The sequence below is a fragment of the Alistipes finegoldii DSM 17242 genome, assembly GCF_000265365.1.
GTDB classification, from domain to species: domain Bacteria; phylum Bacteroidota; class Bacteroidia; order Bacteroidales; family Rikenellaceae; genus Alistipes; species Alistipes finegoldii.
Window position 1 is genome coordinate 2095320 of the sequence record NC_018011.1, and the last position, 18147, is coordinate 2113466.

Consider the following 18147-nt stretch of genomic DNA (forward strand, 5'->3'; position numbering starts at 1 on the left):
TTTGCTCTCATCAGTGTTACCATTTTTGCGCTTCTATTACACAAGATATTGATTAACTGTTAATTATCCAATATCTACCTCGCGGTGGGAACAGGCTGTGTTACCAATTCTGCGTTTTTGCTTTATAACATATTGTATTTTAATTGCTTATGTGCTTATTTGTTGCGAAAAAATAGTCAGAAGCCTAATCTGCTGTTGCTGGTATAAAAAATTGCGATCTGCATGTTTCGGTGAAATAAAAAGTGTAAGCTGCCTGTTGGTTGTTTTGTCAGTTGAGACCTTATCGAGACAGGAGCGTCTATGTCCAGTGCCTTAGTTTATGTTCGGGCTTGCTACCCGTTGATGATTCCTGATGAAACCTGCACGGCTATAACCCCTGTCCAAGCCCGAGGCATTTGCTTTATCGGCAAAAAAATGCTATCTTTGTCGTTGGAGGTGTAAGGTATTTGCCGATAACGGCAGAAATGAAATCGTATGAATTATCTTTCGGTCAGTGAGATCGCCCGAAGATGGGTCGTGTCGGAGCGTACGGTGCGCAACTGGTGCGCCGTAGGTAAGATTAAGGGGGCCTTCTTAACGGGCAAGACATGGAATATCCCAGAGGATGCCGTGCGCCCGCGGCGCGGCAAGGAGAAACCATACAGCGACAATCCGCTGCTCAACCTTCTGAAAGAGCAGAAGGACATGCAGCTCCGGGGCGGCATCTACCACCGTGTTCAGATCGAGTTGACCTACAACTCCAACCATATCGAGGGCAGCCGGCTCACGCAGGAGCAGACTCGTCATATTTTCGAGACCAATACGCTGGGCGTTACGGATCAGGCGGTCAACGTGGATGATGTGATCGAGACTTCGAACCACTTCCGCTGCATCGACCTGGTAATCGACAAGGCTGCTTCCGGACGCCTGACCGAAGCATTCGTCAAGGAGTTGCACCGCATTCTCAAGGCGGGTACCTCCGACAGTCGCCGCACGTGGTTCCGCGTCGGGGAGTATAAGAAATTTCCCAATGAGGTCGGGGGACAGGAAACCACGCCGCCCGAGCAGGTCGCAGCGCAAATGAAGGCGCTGCTTTCGGACTATAATGCCCTTACGAATAAAACTCTTGAAGACATCGTGGCGTTCCACCACGCTTTTGAGTGCATTCACCCCTTCCAGGACGGCAACGGCCGCGTGGGTCGGCTTATCATGTTCAAGGAGTGCCTTGCCAACCGCGTCGTGCCCTTCATCATCGACGAGGATCTCAAGCTGTTTTACTACCGGGGGCTGCACGAGTGGGATCGAGCCCACGAATACCTGTTGGATACCTGCCGCACGGCTCAGGATAACTTTCGGGCGGTGATGCGGTATTTCAAAATTGAAATGTGAGATAATATAGATAATTATGGCAACTGACCAACCTGTACTGCACTTTCCGGTAAACGATAATCCACAATTAATGTTATTTATAACATTTTTACGTTTGAGTGCAGGTAAAAAATGGGGAGGGGCGAAACCGCCCCTCTTCTTATATTTTTCGCGCCTTCAGGAATGTGGATGATGTCACCCTGAAGAACAGTCCCCGTTCCCCGTTGTCTTCGACCATTTCGATCAGCAAAACCCTGTCGTTGGAGAAATTGAATTTGTCGAATTTATAGATCACGGTCATCGTCTTTTTGTACTCGATGGTGTGTGCCGGGACGTAACTGCCTGCCGGCGACAGATCTGTCCGGTCAAAGGACGTCATTCGGCCTTTCTTTTTTGTGACGATTGCGAAGCCGCAGTAGTTGTAGGTGTACGGCAGCTCGCTGTTATTGGTGATGTCCAATTTGAAATAAACGTAATTATCTCTGGTGTATATGCCCTTCAGGAATACTTCCATTGCTTTGTCCGCAACTCCATTTTGGGCCACGATGAAATCCCGCTGCTTCAGGATTGATTCATATTCTCCGGTTTCCGGATGTGCTGTGGCCGGTGCCGGTATTTTATCTCCATCAAGTTGTGACCGCAATGGGGAAGATGGCTTCAGTCCTGCCTCGGATGGGTCTGGAGTATTGACGTAGATTCTGTCGGCAATGTCGATGATGTAGGCATTCTTCTCGCTCTTTTCCGTATAACATAGGTCGAGCATGTAGCAGCTCGTATCCTCTGTAATGATGGATAGGTTGGTACTCGGAAAGTCTGTCAGGCATTGGATATAGAGGATATTGTCATACTTGTCGAGGGCAAAGTAATTGGGATTGAATCCCCCGCGGATCTTGGCGATCTTATCCGGGAAGATAATTTGGCAGACTTTGTTTTGCTGGAGAGGTATTTGTTCGGGTTTTGCTCCATACCCCGATGTGGCCAAACAAACGAATACGATGGCGAAAATATAATTTTTCATTACTTAAAAGTGTTATTTATAACATTTTTATTTCGGCAGGCCGGGCCGGAGAAAGACCTTTTGGTTGTCGAAGAATGATACATATGTTTCTTTGCGTGAGCGCCCCGCATTTGAAATGTCTCGGACGACGGAGCCGACCAGTCCGCCGGTCACTGTCGAGATCTTCCGGTCGATCGCCGACGCTGCGGCCGAGCTTGTGGCATCGCCCACGATCTTCTGGTTCTGGTCATTTTGGACTGGCAGTCCGGGGCTGCCGTCTTCAGAGTACCCGGAAAGCTCCAGAGAATATATTGCAGCGCCGAATTTTATGGATTCGACAGTGACCTGTACCCGATTATTGTTTAATGCGATCTGTGCATATATTATGGAATTTCGGGGAATGACCTGCCCGTTTGAAAGAATTACCGATGTGTCGATACGCAGTGCCAGCCTATTGCCGACCATGACGGTTTGCGGCCCGTGTATGAAGGCCGGAATCTCACTGGGTGATGCAATGGAGACTGCTGCATCGGAATCCGTGTTCATTGGATCTTGCAGATCCGAAAGGTTGAATCCTTCTTCCATCAGTTTCTTTTGCTGGGCCAGGATTTCATCTTTTGTCAGCGGACGCGATGGCGCGGTCTGGGACTCGTCTGTGGCCGTGGCATTGGGTTGATTCTGCGACTGTGAATTGTAGATCGCATCGAGTTCCTGCTGGATGGCTGATTTCTCCATGGCGTTTCGTTCCGCGGCCGGAGCGTAACTCGTCGTTGTGCCGGGAACTTGTGAACTCTGCGCAACAGGGGAAGGTGTTTCTCCCGTAGGCGTTTCTGGAACAAATATGGCATCGAAAGATATTTTTACATCTTCAGGCACTGTCTTGCTCTGGCTATTTGCGAGTCTTTCCTGATAGAGTTTTTCATCGGTATCCCCTTGTGTCCGGGGTGTTTCAGCCACAATGTCAAATGCAATATCTTCAGATGCCACCCTCTCATCCGTACTTGTGTTCGACTGTATTGATAGTACTCCTCGGATTATAAGTCCGAATATCAGTATAAGCACAACGGCCATACCTAATAATAAGATTATTTTTTGCTTATTACGATCGTACCATTTTTTGAATTTATCTGTCCTGCTGCTGTCCATCCTGTCGTAATTTTAGTGCGTAATTGACCCGGGCAATGTATTGTCCTGTTTTAACATGAGCATGTCGCGGTCGCTTTTTACTCCAGCCGAAATTTCCGGCAAAGAAAGTGTTTATGGTGTAGATCACGATCACGAATAATATGTCGATAATGATGAAGAGCCTCCACATCGAGGAGGCCGCAGCTCCAAGAACGCTTGTGACCAGTACTGCAAGCATAAGGAGAAATATCCCCAGCGGAAGTTTAAATACGGGGGGATAAACGCAAAGTCTGCATCTGTATCGTGGTCTCTGGGGCATTTTAGAGTTTTTGCGTGATGAAATCTGAAATCGACGAGGCGAACAACATTACCGAAAGACCGATGATGAGATATCCCAGCTTTGTTATTATATCCTTCGTTTCCTTCTGGGATATCTCTTGTCCGGATAGGATGCTTTTGGTGGCCGTACTCAACCCTATTTTGATTACAGCGATAAGGGCGATCAAGCCAGCCACGATTTGTACGCCATCTTTGATTACACCCTTTAGCTTTGTCGTGGCTGCTATGTCCTGTCCACCGGCAGCCCACAGAAAGATTGGGATGAAAAGTAAAATTGGCAGTAAAACAATGATTTTCCGTTTCATAGTGCTATTGTTTTAAATTAAAGTTTTTGAAGTCGATTTTCGTGATAGCGAGTGCATGCGGATTCTCTTTCGTCCTCTCTTTTGTTTCCTCGAGATAGAATGTGATGGATACTTCGTAAATTTGCGGTTTACTATGGACTTCCGAGGTGATCGTTACCGTGAATATGGCGTCTACCGTCAGCGGATTCTCTGCGACACACTTCAAGTCGGTTATCTGCACGCTTTGGGAAATGTTGTATTGGCGCATGTTCGTAAACCAGTTGTCCTTGTCGAACCGCTGTTTGAGTGCGTATATTGACGAGTTTCCAAGGGCATAGGTGCTGCTTATGCGTTGCTCATAGGTGTATTTGTCGATGTCGAAGAACAGCATGATGAAGAGCCGTACATGGGCTTCTGCCTCGATCTTGCGGAACTCGGCGGCCCTAATCCGGGTTGCGATCGCTACATCACCATCCTGATTGAGTATGTAAGCCGAGGAGGTCGCCTGCAATATCCTCGTTTCAGTGTGGATATACATGGCGGTCATAAATATCGCGCAGACAATGAGTATCGCGATGATACCTTTGCGATAGAAGCCGACTGCGTTGTCGAGCTGTGTCAGATGTTCAAAGATTTTCATGGTCTATTATTCAAAGTATCGTCCGGATACTCCTTTTTTTTGTTTCAGATAAGTTTCCTTGAAGAATTGTCCGGATGTTACCGAACGACTCTTGAGTATTCCCCAAGTCATCGCGCCGACAGTCATGAACGAAGTGGTAATTTGTTGGGGAAGTTGAGCTGCGGCTTCAGAACCACCGACACAAAGAACCGTCAGCGTCGGAGCGCAGAGATAGGCCGCTCCGAAGGCGAATGCCATTAATGCTATTCCCAATTGCGCTACGGAAAGTGAATTGCTGGCGACATCGAAGAGCAAAAGGTTCTGCAATATTTCGATGGCCGCGATGATGAAACTCATCATCGTTACCGTTATGTAACTTTGCCACCATGCGCCGATGGTCTTTTCTGCTCCGTATATAAAGGACAGGGCGACCGCAACGGGGAAAGTAATTCGTAGCAATGCCTTAATGATAAGTACAAAAAAGGTAATTATCAGCTTGCAGAATGCTCCGACGATGAGACATATATTTGCGAGCAATTTGACCAAGCCTCCTTTGATCAGACTCCAAAGCGATTCTTTTTTATTGTCCTCGTTGAAGTCCGAAGCATTGTCTATTTTTGCTCCATTATAGTTCCTTTTCGACACCCGGGCTTGGGCGCGTTTAACATTTCTTATGTCATTTTCACTCAGTGCGTACTCGCTTGCCTCAATGCGGCCGAGGCCATCGCTTTTGTCAATTGCGACCTGCATAGCATCTTGTCTGTTCGGATACAGATATTCAATGGCGGTTTCCCCAAAAAAATCAACCGCAGGTATTATGCAATAGCCGAATATGAGTATTAGGAATAGATGTACGCACCTCATTATCTCAGCTTGTAAATCTTTTCCGGTTTTTTCTCTGAGAGCGAATAATGCTCCGTTTACTATAAGGAAGAACATTAATCCCGCTCCGAGGACGCCATAATAACTGCCTACTTCTGAGGAGAGGAGCGTTAAAAAGTTTGAATTGAAGTAGGTTTCGAACTGTGTAGTGAACGAATTGATTATATTCGCGAGACCAGAAGTGAGTATTGGGTTCATTTTTTCCGATTTGTTAAATATTCATCGAGTTCGTACATCCCCAGTTCGTGTTGTTTGCGATTGACTGAACATATGAGATAGGTGTGGTAACTACAAATGATGCCATATGTATCGTCCATTTGTTTACGGACATCATCGAGATATCGCGCCATTTCAGTGAGTGTGGTTTGTGCGCCGGATTGCATACTATTGAGTAAGTCTTTCAGATCACCCATTGCTCCGTCCATGATATTATTTACGGACAGTTTCCCATCTTGATCCGCTTGGCCGAAGACGACCTTATTCAGAACCGCCACATGGTAGCTGGCCTCTTCGTCTTCGAAATAAATGCTGTTGTCATATATATATTTTATGGTTTCGAGATACTCGATGTATATCTCGTGGGTTCGTGACGAGACCCGGTATAGTCTGTTTCCGGCGTTATAGACTTTGGCCAGAGAACTTGTGAGCTGTATTGATTGCTGGGTAATTTTTTTCAGGTCGGATATTTCCATTCCCGACGCTTCGGACAGGGCTTCCAATGCTCCGAGGTACGGAGTGAGGAATCCTATCAGAGCTGCTGCATCCTGCCCAAATTGCGCTTTTGTTGGGAGTGGGTGTAGTAGCACGCCGGCCAGAATGATGATGAGTATTTTTTTCATAGGCAAAAGTGTTATTTATAACATTTTTACATTACTTGTTTTGGGCATGGCAAAAGGCATTGATGGCCATCTGTACATTGCCGTTATATTGGTCGATGTATTTCTTTATCGTAGCCTTGTGTTCTTTCGATGTCGTATAAAGGGCGAGTTCTTCATGGGAAAGTTGCACGATATATTCTGTGGTATGTGCGCCTTGCCGGATACATATCGCGTGGTCGGATTTCTTCATTGACAGGATGATCTCCAGATCCCGGGATGTGAGTGATAATTCTGATTGATATTTCTTGAGGTTAGCCTCCTTGCCTTCATGCGAGAGGAAGAACATGGTGTCGGAATTGTTGATGATCGCCTCGTGGTGTTCCGAGTGTATAATGTCGGGCACGTCTTGGACGATCAGTCCGATGCCGCTGTCCTCTTTTCTGATCGTTTTGTACAGGTATTTGATGAAATCCCCGAAGTACGGATCATCGAGGAGTTTCCATGCCTCGTCGAGCCAGAAGATTTTATATTTCGTGGGGGCTTCGGCCAATACTTTCTTGGCCATGAGCATAACCAGATAAAGTACAATTTTGTAGATTGATTTAACATTGGATACAGCTTTCAATTCGACTATGCACATGCGCAACTGGGGTGCGAGGTTGAGTGAATTGTTTTGGCTGTTCAACAAAAGCGACCATTCTCCTTCTTTGCTGTATTGATGCAATACGAGTTCGAAAGAATCGAAATCGAAATATTTGTCATTTAAAGTCCCTCGCTCGTGCTGCTGTATGATATACTTATAGAAGGAATCGAAATTGACGTACTCTGTTCGCTGTTCATAACGGAGAGAGTAGAAATCGTACAATAGCTTTTTGATATATGCAGTTTTGCCGGGATCGTCTTTTAATCCGAGTCCATTGTTTTGATCCCATAACAGGAGTATCAGGCTTGCCAGCATTTCGAGTTCCGGAACCAATAGTTTTTCCGAATCGTTTTTCGGATCGACGAACGGGATCAGAAACGGGTTGAACGATAACTCCTCTCCCGTAGGCGTCATTCGCATATACCCGGATTTCTCTCCCATGAGATAGTGCAGCATTTCATAGCTTTCCCCATCGTCGAGAATGAAGTTGAAATATTCGTCGGTTTGGACAAGGCCCGAGATCAATTTGTTTGCGGACACCGATTTCCCACTCCCCGATGGGCCGATAGCTGTAAAATTTCGATTAGAGATCTGTGAGTTTCGCATGGTCTCGTTGAAGATATCGACGACGACAGGTTTCCCATGTGTATCGTTCAGAACGATACCATCTCGGGCTTGGGCATAATCGGCTTCGAGATTTGAAAAAACAGTGACTTCATCAAGAAAAGTCGGATACATGTCAAGCGGGAATTCAAGCCCCGAACAGCATCCGCCGATCGACGACATGAAGATATGTTCGAAGTCCAGTGACAGCCTAGTCGGGGCGATCTGCATTTTTTCCAGTGCGATGTCTAATTTATCCTCGATCGCGGTTTCTTCATTTTCAGGATAAATCAGGAAGGCATTGAAATGGTGATATACAGGGAGGCTTTCTCCCGTTTCTATGATCTCGGCCATCGTTTCGGCCGATGCAATGTGCGACGCGGCTGCCTTGCCCAAAAAAGCTATGTTTCGGGTAAAGGTTTTCAGATGCTTCCTTATTGCAACGGGATCCTCCCGGCTTATGATGTTGTTTATTATTTTGTAGCATGGGACACTCCAGCATAAGGGCGATACCAGAGCGTTAAACCGTTGTGCATAGGGACTGCTGGTTGCATTGTTTCTTACTTTATCCCGAAGTGATTTGATGTGCGGATCTGCGAGAACTGCGATGCCGGCCATCTTGTAGTTTCCGAATTTTTGATCTTGAAACGAGAGGTCGAGGGCGCATCGTCCCTGCATGGAGAAGAAGTCCCGGAGATATTCTAACCAGTCCTTGTCGTCCATGCGCCTTGGGGAGAATTGAGAGAGCGCAGCTCTGAAGCGTTTTATGACACTTACTATTTTGTCGATCGCCTCGTCCGAATAGTCGCTTTGTATCGAAATGCTTTTTTGTTTGGTTATGAATATGTATGATTTGCTCGAGAGCCACCGCTTCCCATTGTACATGCGGTTTACAGTTTTCGAGAGGTAGTTGTCGTAGTGCGGTAGATCCTGCGGTGCATAATAGATAATATCCTGTTGGTGGAAAGTATATCCTTCGTCAAGATCTTTGATCGCAGCTTCCAGTTGCGTATACAACCGCATTCCGTCCCCCGAGCCGTCGTCTCTGAAATCAGCCTTTGAGAGTGTGTCGTATTCGGGCAGTGTCAGTATAAAGCCGACGGTTACGCTGCCATCTTTAGCTATGACATAGCCGTCGCCGATCCTGTATATGGGAATGATGTTTTCCAAGTTCGTCCGTGCCATGACTCATTCTTCAAAAAGGTCGCGTGTGTTGAAATCTCGTTGGGGTAAAATCGTAGTGATCTCTTCTTCGGTGCCGGTGATCTGCTGGATGATCCTTTTGTCATGCTTTATATCATCATCCGAAGAATGCAGCGTTGAGTCGTAATCGACCGGGATCATCGCCAGAATTCTGTCCAGTTTCGATATTATTTCGTCTTCGACCGGGGAGATTTCCTTGACGGCCATTTCAGGGATAGATTTGACTGGCTTTTTCCGATAGAAATATACTGCAATGTATAGCAAAGCGAGGACGATGATTATCAGGGCGATCTCGATCAGAAAAGAGTATTTGATATATGTGTCCATTTTATTTTCTGTGCGTAGTACGATTGGAGATAAGGTAGTCCTTCAGCATGTTGTTGCTGTCTGTGAGCAGAGATTTAATCGCCGTATGAGTAGGGTTCAACGGCCCGTCAGGATTGAAAAAGAGTGCAAAAATGTTATTTATAACATTTGTAATAGGTATCTCCCCGAGAATAGCTATCGCTCGTATCCGGTGCAGGTATTCTTCGCAGATCGGGTACGCTGTCCGCGAATTCTTGTAGTTCTGTCGGATGAGGATCTGCGTCGCGATTTTTTGCAGATCTAAAGCGGATTCGTAGTCATTCTGATTCTCTCTCTCCGGTTTGGGCATTGGTTCTGGGATAGACGCAGGTTTAGGTTCAGATGCTATTTCCTTCCCCATTGCGCTTTGGTCTTCTGTGGGGTCTTCGGGCACAATCAGCTCCGCAGATTCTGCCAGACCCTGTATACTCTGGTATTTGCGCCTACTTGCCATTTGTAATCTTGATTATTTCTGCCGCCATTTCTTGTAAATAGGGTTTGGCCACGGAGTAGGTGCCGAGGTTAAGGTTGACCTTGAGGGATGCAGGAATGACCGTGTTACAGTCGTTCAGGGGAGAGTAGGGAATCCTTGCTTGTAGGAATGGGATTCCGTAGTCGTTGGAGAGGCGCTTCTCTGTGGAATTTGTTTTCCGGAGCCGGGATACCTCGAACTTATTCCAAAGAATATATTTCGACTGAAAGTCGATCGGAAGTCCTTGCAGAGTTTTTAGAAAACATTCTGTGCCCAGTACATCACTCGGGTTAATCGAGGTGGGGATGAAGATGTGTTGTACTAATTGCAGAAATGCGCCGGTACCATCTTGTGTCAGGGTTCCGGGGAAGTCGATAAAAACATAGTCATATTCCTGAGACTGTATATTCTCCAATGCTCTGGATATTTGTGTGTCGTTTCCCAGATCGACGTATTGCATTTTGTAGGTTTTGAATCCTGCGTCGATGAGCAATGCGTAGCGGCGCTGAAACTGGCCGATCTCGGTCTTTTGTCCGAGATCCATCGCCAAGAACTCCGGAGAGGTTTCTTTGTATGACAGTTGCTCTATATCTCGTTTCCGCTTTGCCGTATTGGTTTGCTGGGGGTCGATATCGACGACCAGAACGTTAACTTGTTTGCCTGAGTGCAGTAGGTGCCACAGGATTATTTCGTTGGGTAAGATGTTGGTAAGGACGGATTTTCCCGCACCACCCTTTTGCGTCATGAACGCGCATATTTTGCTGTCGGTTGCCATCTCTCGGGGATTATTTTCTGAGCAAAATTATCGTGTCATTTTTTGCGAATGAAATTATACATCGTTTTTGAGGCGAATTCTACATGTGTTTTCGGGATTTATTTAATGGATTAATTAGCTTAATAATTAATTAGTTAAATAATGAATTCAATAATTCGTGTATTAATGCGCGAGATCGTTGGAAAGGCAGTATTATTTGGTTATCGTAGTGAAGGACAGCTACTTTTGCTTTTAGGGTCGAAAGAAGTGGCAAGATGTGAGTTTGTCGGACAAACTCTCACAACAACCTGCTCCGCAGCCTGTTGCATCTTGCGTCAATGCTCCGGAAGCGGTGCATTTGACGAAAATTTGCCCTTCGGTTAATTTTTGAATTAGGAATATGGATGATAAAAGAAACCATAGAATTTACTGCCGTTTGACATCTGCCGAATATGGTCGGTTTAAGACGGAGGTCAGAAAGACGTATCTGTCGGATTCCGAATATATCCGTCGCAAGTTGCTTCATCCCCAAATGCGTATCCGCAGCAGGGAGGAAACGGATCTGTTGAATTTCGTTATCGGATCACTGTCGCAGGTCAATAACAATATCAACCAGATTGCGCGGGTTATGAATGCCTTGAAGGGAAGCGGGGCTGTTGTGATCGGCAGCGTCGCTCAGAGGCAGCTCAACCAAGTCGAGGCCATATTGAAGGAGTGGAATACGTTTGAAGGCCGCCTCCGGCAAAGTCTGAAGTCGAAATGATTATAAAGATTATACGGAAGCCTCCGAAACCGGGCAATAGGGGAACCCGGGCGCGGGGCTTCGCAGCTCTGCTCCATTATCATGATCGACATGAAAGCGAGCTATGCCATACGGAGAATATTATTGGCAATACTTCGGTTGAACTTGCCCAGTACTTTATGGATGTCTCTACACGAAGCTCGTCCCGGGTCAAAGATCCGGTTTTTCATGCCGTTGTCAGTTTTGCCTACAATGAAGTAGATCCTGCGCCGGAGGTGATTGAGGCAATGGCCCGACAGTATCTTCAAAAAATGGGATATGCAAATCAACCCTGGGTAATTTATCGTCACACGGATAAACAGCATATTCATTATCACATTATCTCCAGTCGGGTTGATGTGCGAAGTGGGAAAGCTATTTCGAGTAGTTACGAGGGATTACGGACGAAGACCGTGCTGGATCAGCTTGCGCCATTATTCGGATACCAGGTAGGCAAAGGAGCGGATAAACGTCAGCAACAAAATCAGGGATTGGTCAGCGAGATAGATCAAGTAGTCCAAAAAGTCCTGCTTGAAGATCAACCATACAGCATGTATCGGTTTTGCCAAGCGTGCGAAAAACGGGGACTGAAGGTAAAGAAATTGCCTCGAGGATATGTTATCTCGCAGGGTAACTCTTATCCTGTTGCCCTGTCAAAATTACCTGTTTTTGCAGAGCGCAGGTTATCGCATATTTTAAGAGCAGTCAAGCAGGAACGAATCCGTGAAATGCGGTATATCCGGAAATGCCTGTACCTGGTTCTCCGGAATATGCCTCAGATTGATATGCAGTCCGATATGGCGGCTGAATTGTTTGGGGACAAGCTACTGAATCAGTTGGCGCAATACAATATAAATGTTATTTATAACAGAAATAGCGCCGGAATAGTCGGAATTTCTTTTGGCCGGCCGGACTTGACTTTCAAGGGGAGCGAGCTGAAGCTGTCATGGGAAACGATCCTACATTATGTTCGGAGCAAGAGGGGGGTATCTGCAAAGAAGAAACCTATCCTTCAAACAACTGTCCGGCCGCAGGCAGCACACCTCCAGACGCTCGTACAGGGAGCCGCAGTTGGGAAGAAAATAGCTGAAGACGAAGAGGAAAAAAAGCGTCGCGGACAAGCCGAGCAGGAAATATAATTCATGGTTTATGCTATTATGCTGATATATAGATATATGCCAGCTCTAAAATATTATAGTATTTAATATAAATAATTTATATTATTTGAATAATTGAAATTATTTGAAATAATCTGTTTATATTTGCTGAGAAGGCATAATCACAAAACACGAAATAACAATGGAAGCATCACAGACTTTTAAAGACAAGAGAAGCCGGCTGACAAAAGAACAAAGAGAGCGGGTTACTCCGGAACTGGTAGAGGAGATCATGGAAAAGCATGTGTCACCTGAACATTGGCCGTCGTTTCGAAGACGGCATAAAGCCGAGTTCCGGAAAATCGCCGAAGGCTACGTTTCTCAGTGTATGACTTTTTCAGCCAAAGATACAAAGAGGCCCTATAAAGCACGGATCAAAGGGTTGTTGGTGAGTGAGGTAAATGGTGAGGAAAGGATCTCCTTTGATTTTCTGTTTGCCCAGCGGAAATTGGTCATTCCGAATCGTATGCAGATCAAGAACGGTCAGGATGCGATCAATATATCCGACGAGCAGATTGAAAAGTTGAAGGCCGGAGCCTTCCTTGATGAGCTTTTAGTTTCAGAGAAGGGGGCAAAGTTTTTCGCCGAGGTCGATACCGAACTTAACCGTCTTGCTATTGCTGAAGCGACGTATGTTCGTGCCCCGAAGACGCTGCACGGTTCAATTCTTACCCCGGAACAGAGCAATGCCATTATGAGCGGAAAGTCTATGGAGTACGAACGTGAAAACCCCAACGATAAATCGCAGGTATTCGTTCTCAAAGCCCGTTACAGCCCGATTTATTATACGATCAGGTCGGAGTCGGTTCTCGATAAGGATGGGAAGCCTCTTGTTCGGAGTGTATCCGTATCTGTGGAACCGAGTCAAACACTCCAGTCGGTAGAAGAGACGGTTAAGATGTCTGCTCAAAAAACGAAAAAACGGGTTAGTCAACAAAGACATATGTGATATTGAATAATCTTGGTTATTATGGATGTATATATCAGTGGGAAAATCAGCGGAAAAACCCAGCAAGAAGCAGAGGCTGATTTTGGGAAATATGCAGAAATCATCCAGGCCGCCGGCCATACTCCCGTGAACCCGATGAAGAACGGCCTGCCTTTCGATGCTCCCTGGGAAGATCATATGGAACGCGACCTTGAAATGTTACGCGCGAGTGATGCTATCTGTTTATTGCCGGATTGGGTCGAGAGCTACGGAGCGAAGATCGAGTTGCACCAGGCACTCGAGATCAGGATGCCGGTTCTCAATGACTCGAATCTTCGTCTGTACCTCGAACAAGCCAATCATCAGGGAGTTCAACAGGAAGATTCCCGTAGTAAGATTCTGCGCAATATAGAGAGGAGCTACCAAATGCAACAAAGGACGATAAAAGATCCATCACAGAAACATAACCTTTAAATGAGCAATTATGAAAATTGTCCTTGGAGAAGCGAAAGAAGAGTATGATACCGATGTGCAGATGGCCGTTACACGTCAGTTAATTCTTCGTGTTAATACAGAAATAAAACCGGAGGCTGCCTATGTGGTTTCGGAAATAACCTATTCCCGACGTACGGGCTATTCGTATACGCTGATAAATACTCAAACAAAAGAGAGGCGTACGACAAATTTAATTCGACCTCTTAGTAAACGGTTTGGTGTGGGATTTTATAAAGATGATGTGCGTATGATGTTAATGCCGGAACCCGAGTTCAAAAGATTATGTGAAGGGGCGCAAAACATAGTCAAGAAAGAGGAAGTGAAAAAGGATAAAACACGGTATCAGCTCTCAAATGATTATCAAGGCTTCAGATACGATACCAAGCTCACAACTAAAGAAATTGCAATTAAGATCCGTGCATATTGCAAAACCCAGTATCCGGATTATAAATTTTCTGTACGTGTGGATCGTTCTGAAATAAATGTCAAGATTCTTTCAGGCCCCCAAGAGATCCGGGCAGGAAAGGGACTTGCTAAGGGAAACTGGCAAACAATCGGGATTACGGACTTTTATAGGGACTGGTTATCTGATGGAGCTTATAAAATGTTATACGATATAACGCAGTATGCTAAGTCATACAATCGCTCTAATACTGATATTCAAAATGATTACTTTGACGAAAATTTTTATTTTCGATTGGATATTGGTGCTTGGGATCGGCCATATACTGTAACGCCTGAAATAAAGCCGCAGACCGGGATAACAAAGTCTGGTACTTTACAGAAAATTGAGTCTCGGATCGTATCTCAGCAGGAAGCGAATCATCGATCAGGCCCGGAAAAAACCATTTAAATATACAATTATGTATGCACACTTTGAGGGCACATCGCAGGAACTTGCCGACCTGCAAAACGATGTGAGTGCTGCGAAAACTGCACTTGAATTACGAACTATATTAAAAAATGCGGAAAAAGAGTAATAATATCGGAGAATGGTTCCTACTAAGGTCTGTTGGAGACGAATCCGTCGATATACTCTTTATCGTGCGCGACAACAGCAAAAGCCTGCCTGATGAGCTTGTTTGCGACAGCGATCATAGCGAGTTTTCCCGATTTTCCGTTTTGCCTGAGCCTCGTATAGGTCTCTTTGCATTGGGCATTGAACCTACTGGCAGGCCAAGCGGCGATATAGAGAAGTCCTCTAGTGTATGCGTCTCCGTTTCGGTTGATATGCCCTTTGATGTTTACCGAAGTTCCGGACTGTTCGTAAGTGGGACAAATTCCGAGATACCGGGACACCTGCTTGGCATTTTGGAAGTAGGTAAAGCCTCCAGTAGTGATGATGAGCGCCGTGGCAAGCGTTATGCCTATCCCTTTGATGGTCGTCAGCAGCGCGAGTTGTCGGCTGAACTCCACTTCGACAAGATCCGTGAGTTCCGCCTGGAGCCTGTCACGCTTCTTTTCAAGGAACTTGATAGTTTCGTCTACGGTATGAGTTGCACCTTTGTCCGGGACAGGCAGACATGCAAGAGAGCCACGAAGGTTCGACATGGCGGTAATCTGCTTAGTAAGTTGGCGAATGACGGTTCTTTTCTGTCGGAGCCGCAGGATGGCCTCTCCCTGTACCTTGAAAGGACGCGGGTTCATCTTCTCTCCGTACAAGGTAATGAGTCGTGCATCGCTCTTATCGGTCTTGACCGTAGAGAGCAAGGCTTTGGCGAAGTTCTTTACCTTCAGCGGATTCTCCATGCTGACAGTAATTCCGGCGACATTGAGCATATACAGCAGCAAGGCGCTGTAATTCCCTGTCGCCTCCATAACACAGTGGATACTGCCGTCTTTGGGGAGAGTCCCGATAAACTGTCTGATACCAGCGGTCGTGTTGTTAAAAGTACGGATCTCCCCGCCTTTGTCGGAGGAGTAAGCTACCACGAATGTAGCCTTGCTCACGTCGATTCCAATGTACCTCATGGCCGTTCATTTTTTGGTTTTAACGACATCGCTTACATCTTGGTCCTTCATTGCGAATACGGGCTCAGACACCTTACGAACTATCCGGATTCTGATGTAAAGAGTATGGGGTCAGAACATAATTCCCGGTTTAGAAAACCAATGAGAGATCGGACTTATTCCATACTCTGATGTCTTAACTATTCAAATTTAATTAACTAATTACAAATATACAACATAGAGAATTCAATATCCAGTACGCAAATGTTGCCGCTCACCGGAATCCGACCTTCTCAATGTATGAATACCTGATGGAAAAGTATGAGGCTCTCAATAAGCAGCAAATTGCCGAGGGGATAGAGCCTTTGAAGCTATCTGCTCTTGAGGCCCGTTGTCAAGAATTGAAATCGGGATCTTTATCTACATCGGAATCATTGGCATTCATTGAGCGATGTTTAAAGACGTCGGAAGTCGGACGTCAGTCCAATCAGAATAAGAATAACTCAATTCCAGCAAAGGGGAGAACCTGCATCGATTGAGTTGCTGTCTGAACTTGGGAAAATGTTATAAATAACACGGAAAGCTATGGCAACAATAAACTTCAGGATCGAAGCCCCTATTACAAAATATGAGACTCGATTATCAGTCGTTGAAAACCGGTTGGTATCGCTTATCAAGGATTTCATTCGGGATGCTGGACAGATTCAAGGCTTGTCGGTCGGCATGAGTCATGTCGAATTTGCAAATGGAGCGTATTTTACCAATGTGTCGATTAAGAACGAGTGGTATGAATCTGCGCGGGGATTGAAAAAATTGGCACGGAAATATGATCCGAATTATGATAAGCGTGCGCATCAGGCATTTCCTGCTATGTATGCCACCGACTTATCTTCGTTGGGTGAAGAAATTGTGCGGCACTTCCAAAAAAGCTGTGACCAGTTGATCGTTGAGCAGTATGCGTATGCACCCATTATCAAGAATGAAATAGGATCGCTGCACACAAAGTTAGAAAAGGATGTGTCGATACGGAATATCAATGAAGGCAGCTCTTTATTTTTTGTCTGTCGGGAAATAGACGGGAAGGAGAAAGTCGGGATTGTAGATAGATACGGACGAACCCGTATCCCACTGAAATATGACGATCTGAAGGAAATAATAAACGGTTATTACTTAGCTAAAGTTGCTGGGAAATTTGGCGTTGTTACGCTTTCAAACAAAGTTATTGTACCTCTGAAATGTTTTAAGCTGCATGTATATCCACTTCAATTTTCCGGGAAATTATTGCATAATAACTACCTGCTTGTGGCAGGGAAAGAGACGAGTGATGGAATTCGTTACGGAGCAGTCAACCTCAAAGAAGAGGTGAAAATACCGTTTGAGTTTGAAAGTTTAGAAGTGCAGTATAACAGGGATCGACGCTTTGTCAGATATGGATTCATGGTTGCGCAGAAAGATGGCAAGTATGGGATGATAGATAAGGAAGGAAGTGTTATAATTCCTTTCGAGTATGACCATCTTGGCCAAAAAGGATATTCCAGACAATATTATGAGTTTGGAGACGGATATTTGGGGGCGGTCAAGGATAATAAATTTGGGGTTGTCGATGTAAACAATAACGTCGTAATCCCATTCGATCGTTCAAAAGACACTCTTCTCGACATGGTTTATCCTGATGTCTATTTTCTACGTCGTCCGACGGATAAAACTCCTGAGCAGCGAATCGCTGATTTAGCTGAACTTGAGAAAGGACTTATTAAACAGGATTGGGAATGCTATAAGAAGGGTTGCTTGTCTGGGAGCTATATGCGGGAACAATTGGATAAACTGAGAATACTATATTGCAATATTGACGATCGGGATGCCGGCAAAGCAAATGAACTATGGGATAAATACTCCCGAAATGGATTATTCCGTATTCCAGACTTATTTGAAGATAGTAATGGCAATCTATGGCGAACACGGGGCTATATGACGGAGATTGCTCACTTGGAAAAACCAAGTGCCGATAATGCGGTTGGAGTTTTCCTGTCTCCCCGCAAGCGTATGCAGCGGATAGAAAAGGAACTTCGGGATATAGAGAATCAAGAAATAATGGGGGTGCACTACGGGGAGTTTCCTCCGGAACGGGTCGATGCTGAGATAAGTGCAAAATTGCTCGAGAACGACAGAAGAATTGAAGAGCTGCACGATTCTTACAGGGAGATCAGAGCAAATTATCGCAAGTACAGAGCGCGTGGCTCTGAGCAGCAAGACCGAGGCGGCCTATCGAAGACTTTGCAAGTTGTCGAAGGGCAAATCCATGTCAAACGTAGCAAAGCCGAACATGTCCATAATGATAACGCGAACATATTGGCAAAGTGACGACGGAGACTGACCAGTGCAGACCTGAAAATTAAAAATATTAT

General features: G+C 45.5%; 18 protein-coding genes. 7 read left to right on the top strand and 11 right to left on the bottom strand.

Going from position 1 to position 18147, the window contains the following annotated elements:
- Nucleotides 1–474 precede the first annotated feature (474 nt).
- Complete coding sequence (locus ALFI_RS09085) at nt 475–1368, top strand: DNA-binding protein (RefSeq protein ID WP_014775580.1); 894 nt, start codon at nt 475–477, stop codon at nt 1366–1368.
- Nucleotides 1369–1507: 139 nt separating this feature from the next.
- Here ALFI_RS09085 and ALFI_RS09090 read toward each other — a convergent pair whose 3' ends face one another.
- The 10 genes from ALFI_RS09090 to ALFI_RS09140 all read right to left on the bottom strand — a co-directional run bounded on the left by ALFI_RS09090 (nt 1508) and on the right by ALFI_RS09140 (nt 10452).
- Nucleotides 1508–2365 carry a DUF4138 domain-containing protein gene (locus ALFI_RS09090; protein WP_014775581.1) on the bottom strand — a complete coding sequence of 286 codons (858 nt, stop codon included), beginning with the start codon at nt 2363–2365 and terminating at the stop codon, nt 1508–1510.
- A gap of 27 nt (nt 2366–2392) precedes the next feature.
- Nucleotides 2393–3490 carry a conjugative transposon protein TraM gene (traM, locus tag ALFI_RS09095; protein ID WP_042493487.1) on the bottom strand — a complete coding sequence of 366 codons (1098 nt, stop codon included), beginning with the start codon at nt 3488–3490 and terminating at the stop codon, nt 2393–2395.
- Between the two features lie 299 nt (nt 3491–3789).
- The gene (locus ALFI_RS09105) at nt 3790–4113 is read right to left on the bottom strand and encodes a hypothetical protein (protein ID WP_014775584.1); all 324 of its coding nucleotides are present in this window, start codon (nt 4111–4113) and stop codon (nt 3790–3792) included.
- A gap of 4 nt (nt 4114–4117) precedes the next feature.
- A complete protein-coding gene (locus ALFI_RS09110) occupies nt 4118–4732 on the bottom strand; it encodes a hypothetical protein (protein WP_014775585.1) in 615 nt (204 codons plus the stop codon).
- A gap of 6 nt (nt 4733–4738) precedes the next feature.
- Entirely contained in the window at nt 4739–5791 is a 1053-nt protein-coding gene (locus tag ALFI_RS09115; RefSeq protein WP_014775586.1) for a hypothetical protein, read from the bottom strand.
- On the bottom strand, nt 5788–6432 hold the full coding sequence (locus ALFI_RS09120) for a hypothetical protein (RefSeq protein WP_014775587.1): 645 nt from the start codon (nt 6430–6432) through the stop codon (nt 5788–5790). The genes ALFI_RS09115 and ALFI_RS09120 overlap by 4 nt, the downstream gene beginning before the upstream one ends.
- Before the next feature lie 31 nt (nt 6433–6463).
- On the bottom strand, nt 6464–8842 hold the full coding sequence (locus ALFI_RS09125; protein ID WP_014775588.1) for a TraG/VirB4 family ATPase: 2379 nt from the start codon (nt 8840–8842) through the stop codon (nt 6464–6466).
- 3 nt (nt 8843–8845) lie between these two features.
- A complete protein-coding gene (locus ALFI_RS09130) occupies nt 8846–9187 on the bottom strand; it encodes a hypothetical protein (RefSeq protein ID WP_014775589.1) in 342 nt (113 codons plus the stop codon).
- A gap of 1 nt (nt 9188) precedes the next feature.
- The gene (locus ALFI_RS09135; protein WP_014775590.1) at nt 9189–9659 is read right to left on the bottom strand and encodes a hypothetical protein; all 471 of its coding nucleotides are present in this window, start codon (nt 9657–9659) and stop codon (nt 9189–9191) included.
- The gene (locus tag ALFI_RS09140; RefSeq protein WP_014775591.1) at nt 9649–10452 is read right to left on the bottom strand and encodes a ParA family protein; all 804 of its coding nucleotides are present in this window, start codon (nt 10450–10452) and stop codon (nt 9649–9651) included. The genes ALFI_RS09135 and ALFI_RS09140 overlap by 11 nt, the downstream gene beginning before the upstream one ends.
- 379 nt (nt 10453–10831) lie before the next feature.
- Here ALFI_RS09140 and ALFI_RS09145 point away from each other — a divergent pair, with 379 nt between their 5' ends.
- From ALFI_RS09145 to ALFI_RS09165, 5 genes are all read left to right on the top strand, one after another.
- Nucleotides 10832–11194, top strand: a complete 363-nt coding sequence (locus ALFI_RS09145) for a plasmid mobilization protein (protein WP_014775592.1) — start codon at nt 10832–10834, stop codon at nt 11192–11194.
- Complete coding sequence (locus ALFI_RS09150) at nt 11191–12351, top strand: relaxase/mobilization nuclease domain-containing protein (RefSeq protein ID WP_014775593.1); 1161 nt, start codon at nt 11191–11193, stop codon at nt 12349–12351. The genes ALFI_RS09145 and ALFI_RS09150 overlap by 4 nt, the downstream gene beginning before the upstream one ends.
- Nucleotides 12352–12511: 160 nt before the next feature.
- A complete protein-coding gene (locus tag ALFI_RS09155; RefSeq protein ID WP_014775594.1) occupies nt 12512–13318 on the top strand; it encodes a hypothetical protein in 807 nt (268 codons plus the stop codon).
- A gap of 21 nt (nt 13319–13339) precedes the next feature.
- A complete protein-coding gene (locus tag ALFI_RS16200; RefSeq protein WP_014775595.1) occupies nt 13340–13771 on the top strand; it encodes a DUF4406 domain-containing protein in 432 nt (143 codons plus the stop codon).
- 10 nt (nt 13772–13781) lie between these two features.
- Entirely contained in the window at nt 13782–14645 is an 864-nt protein-coding gene (locus ALFI_RS09165; RefSeq protein ID WP_014775596.1) for an LPD29 domain-containing protein, read from the top strand.
- Between the two features lie 149 nt (nt 14646–14794).
- Here ALFI_RS09165 and ALFI_RS09170 read toward each other — a convergent pair whose 3' ends face one another.
- A complete protein-coding gene (locus ALFI_RS09170; RefSeq protein WP_014774638.1) occupies nt 14795–15763 on the bottom strand; it encodes an IS110 family RNA-guided transposase in 969 nt (322 codons plus the stop codon).
- Between the two features lie 564 nt (nt 15764–16327).
- Here ALFI_RS09170 and ALFI_RS09180 point away from each other — a divergent pair.
- A complete protein-coding gene (locus tag ALFI_RS09180; RefSeq protein WP_014775597.1) occupies nt 16328–18103 on the top strand; it encodes a WG repeat-containing protein in 1776 nt (591 codons plus the stop codon).
- Nucleotides 18104–18147: the final 44 nt, after the last annotated feature.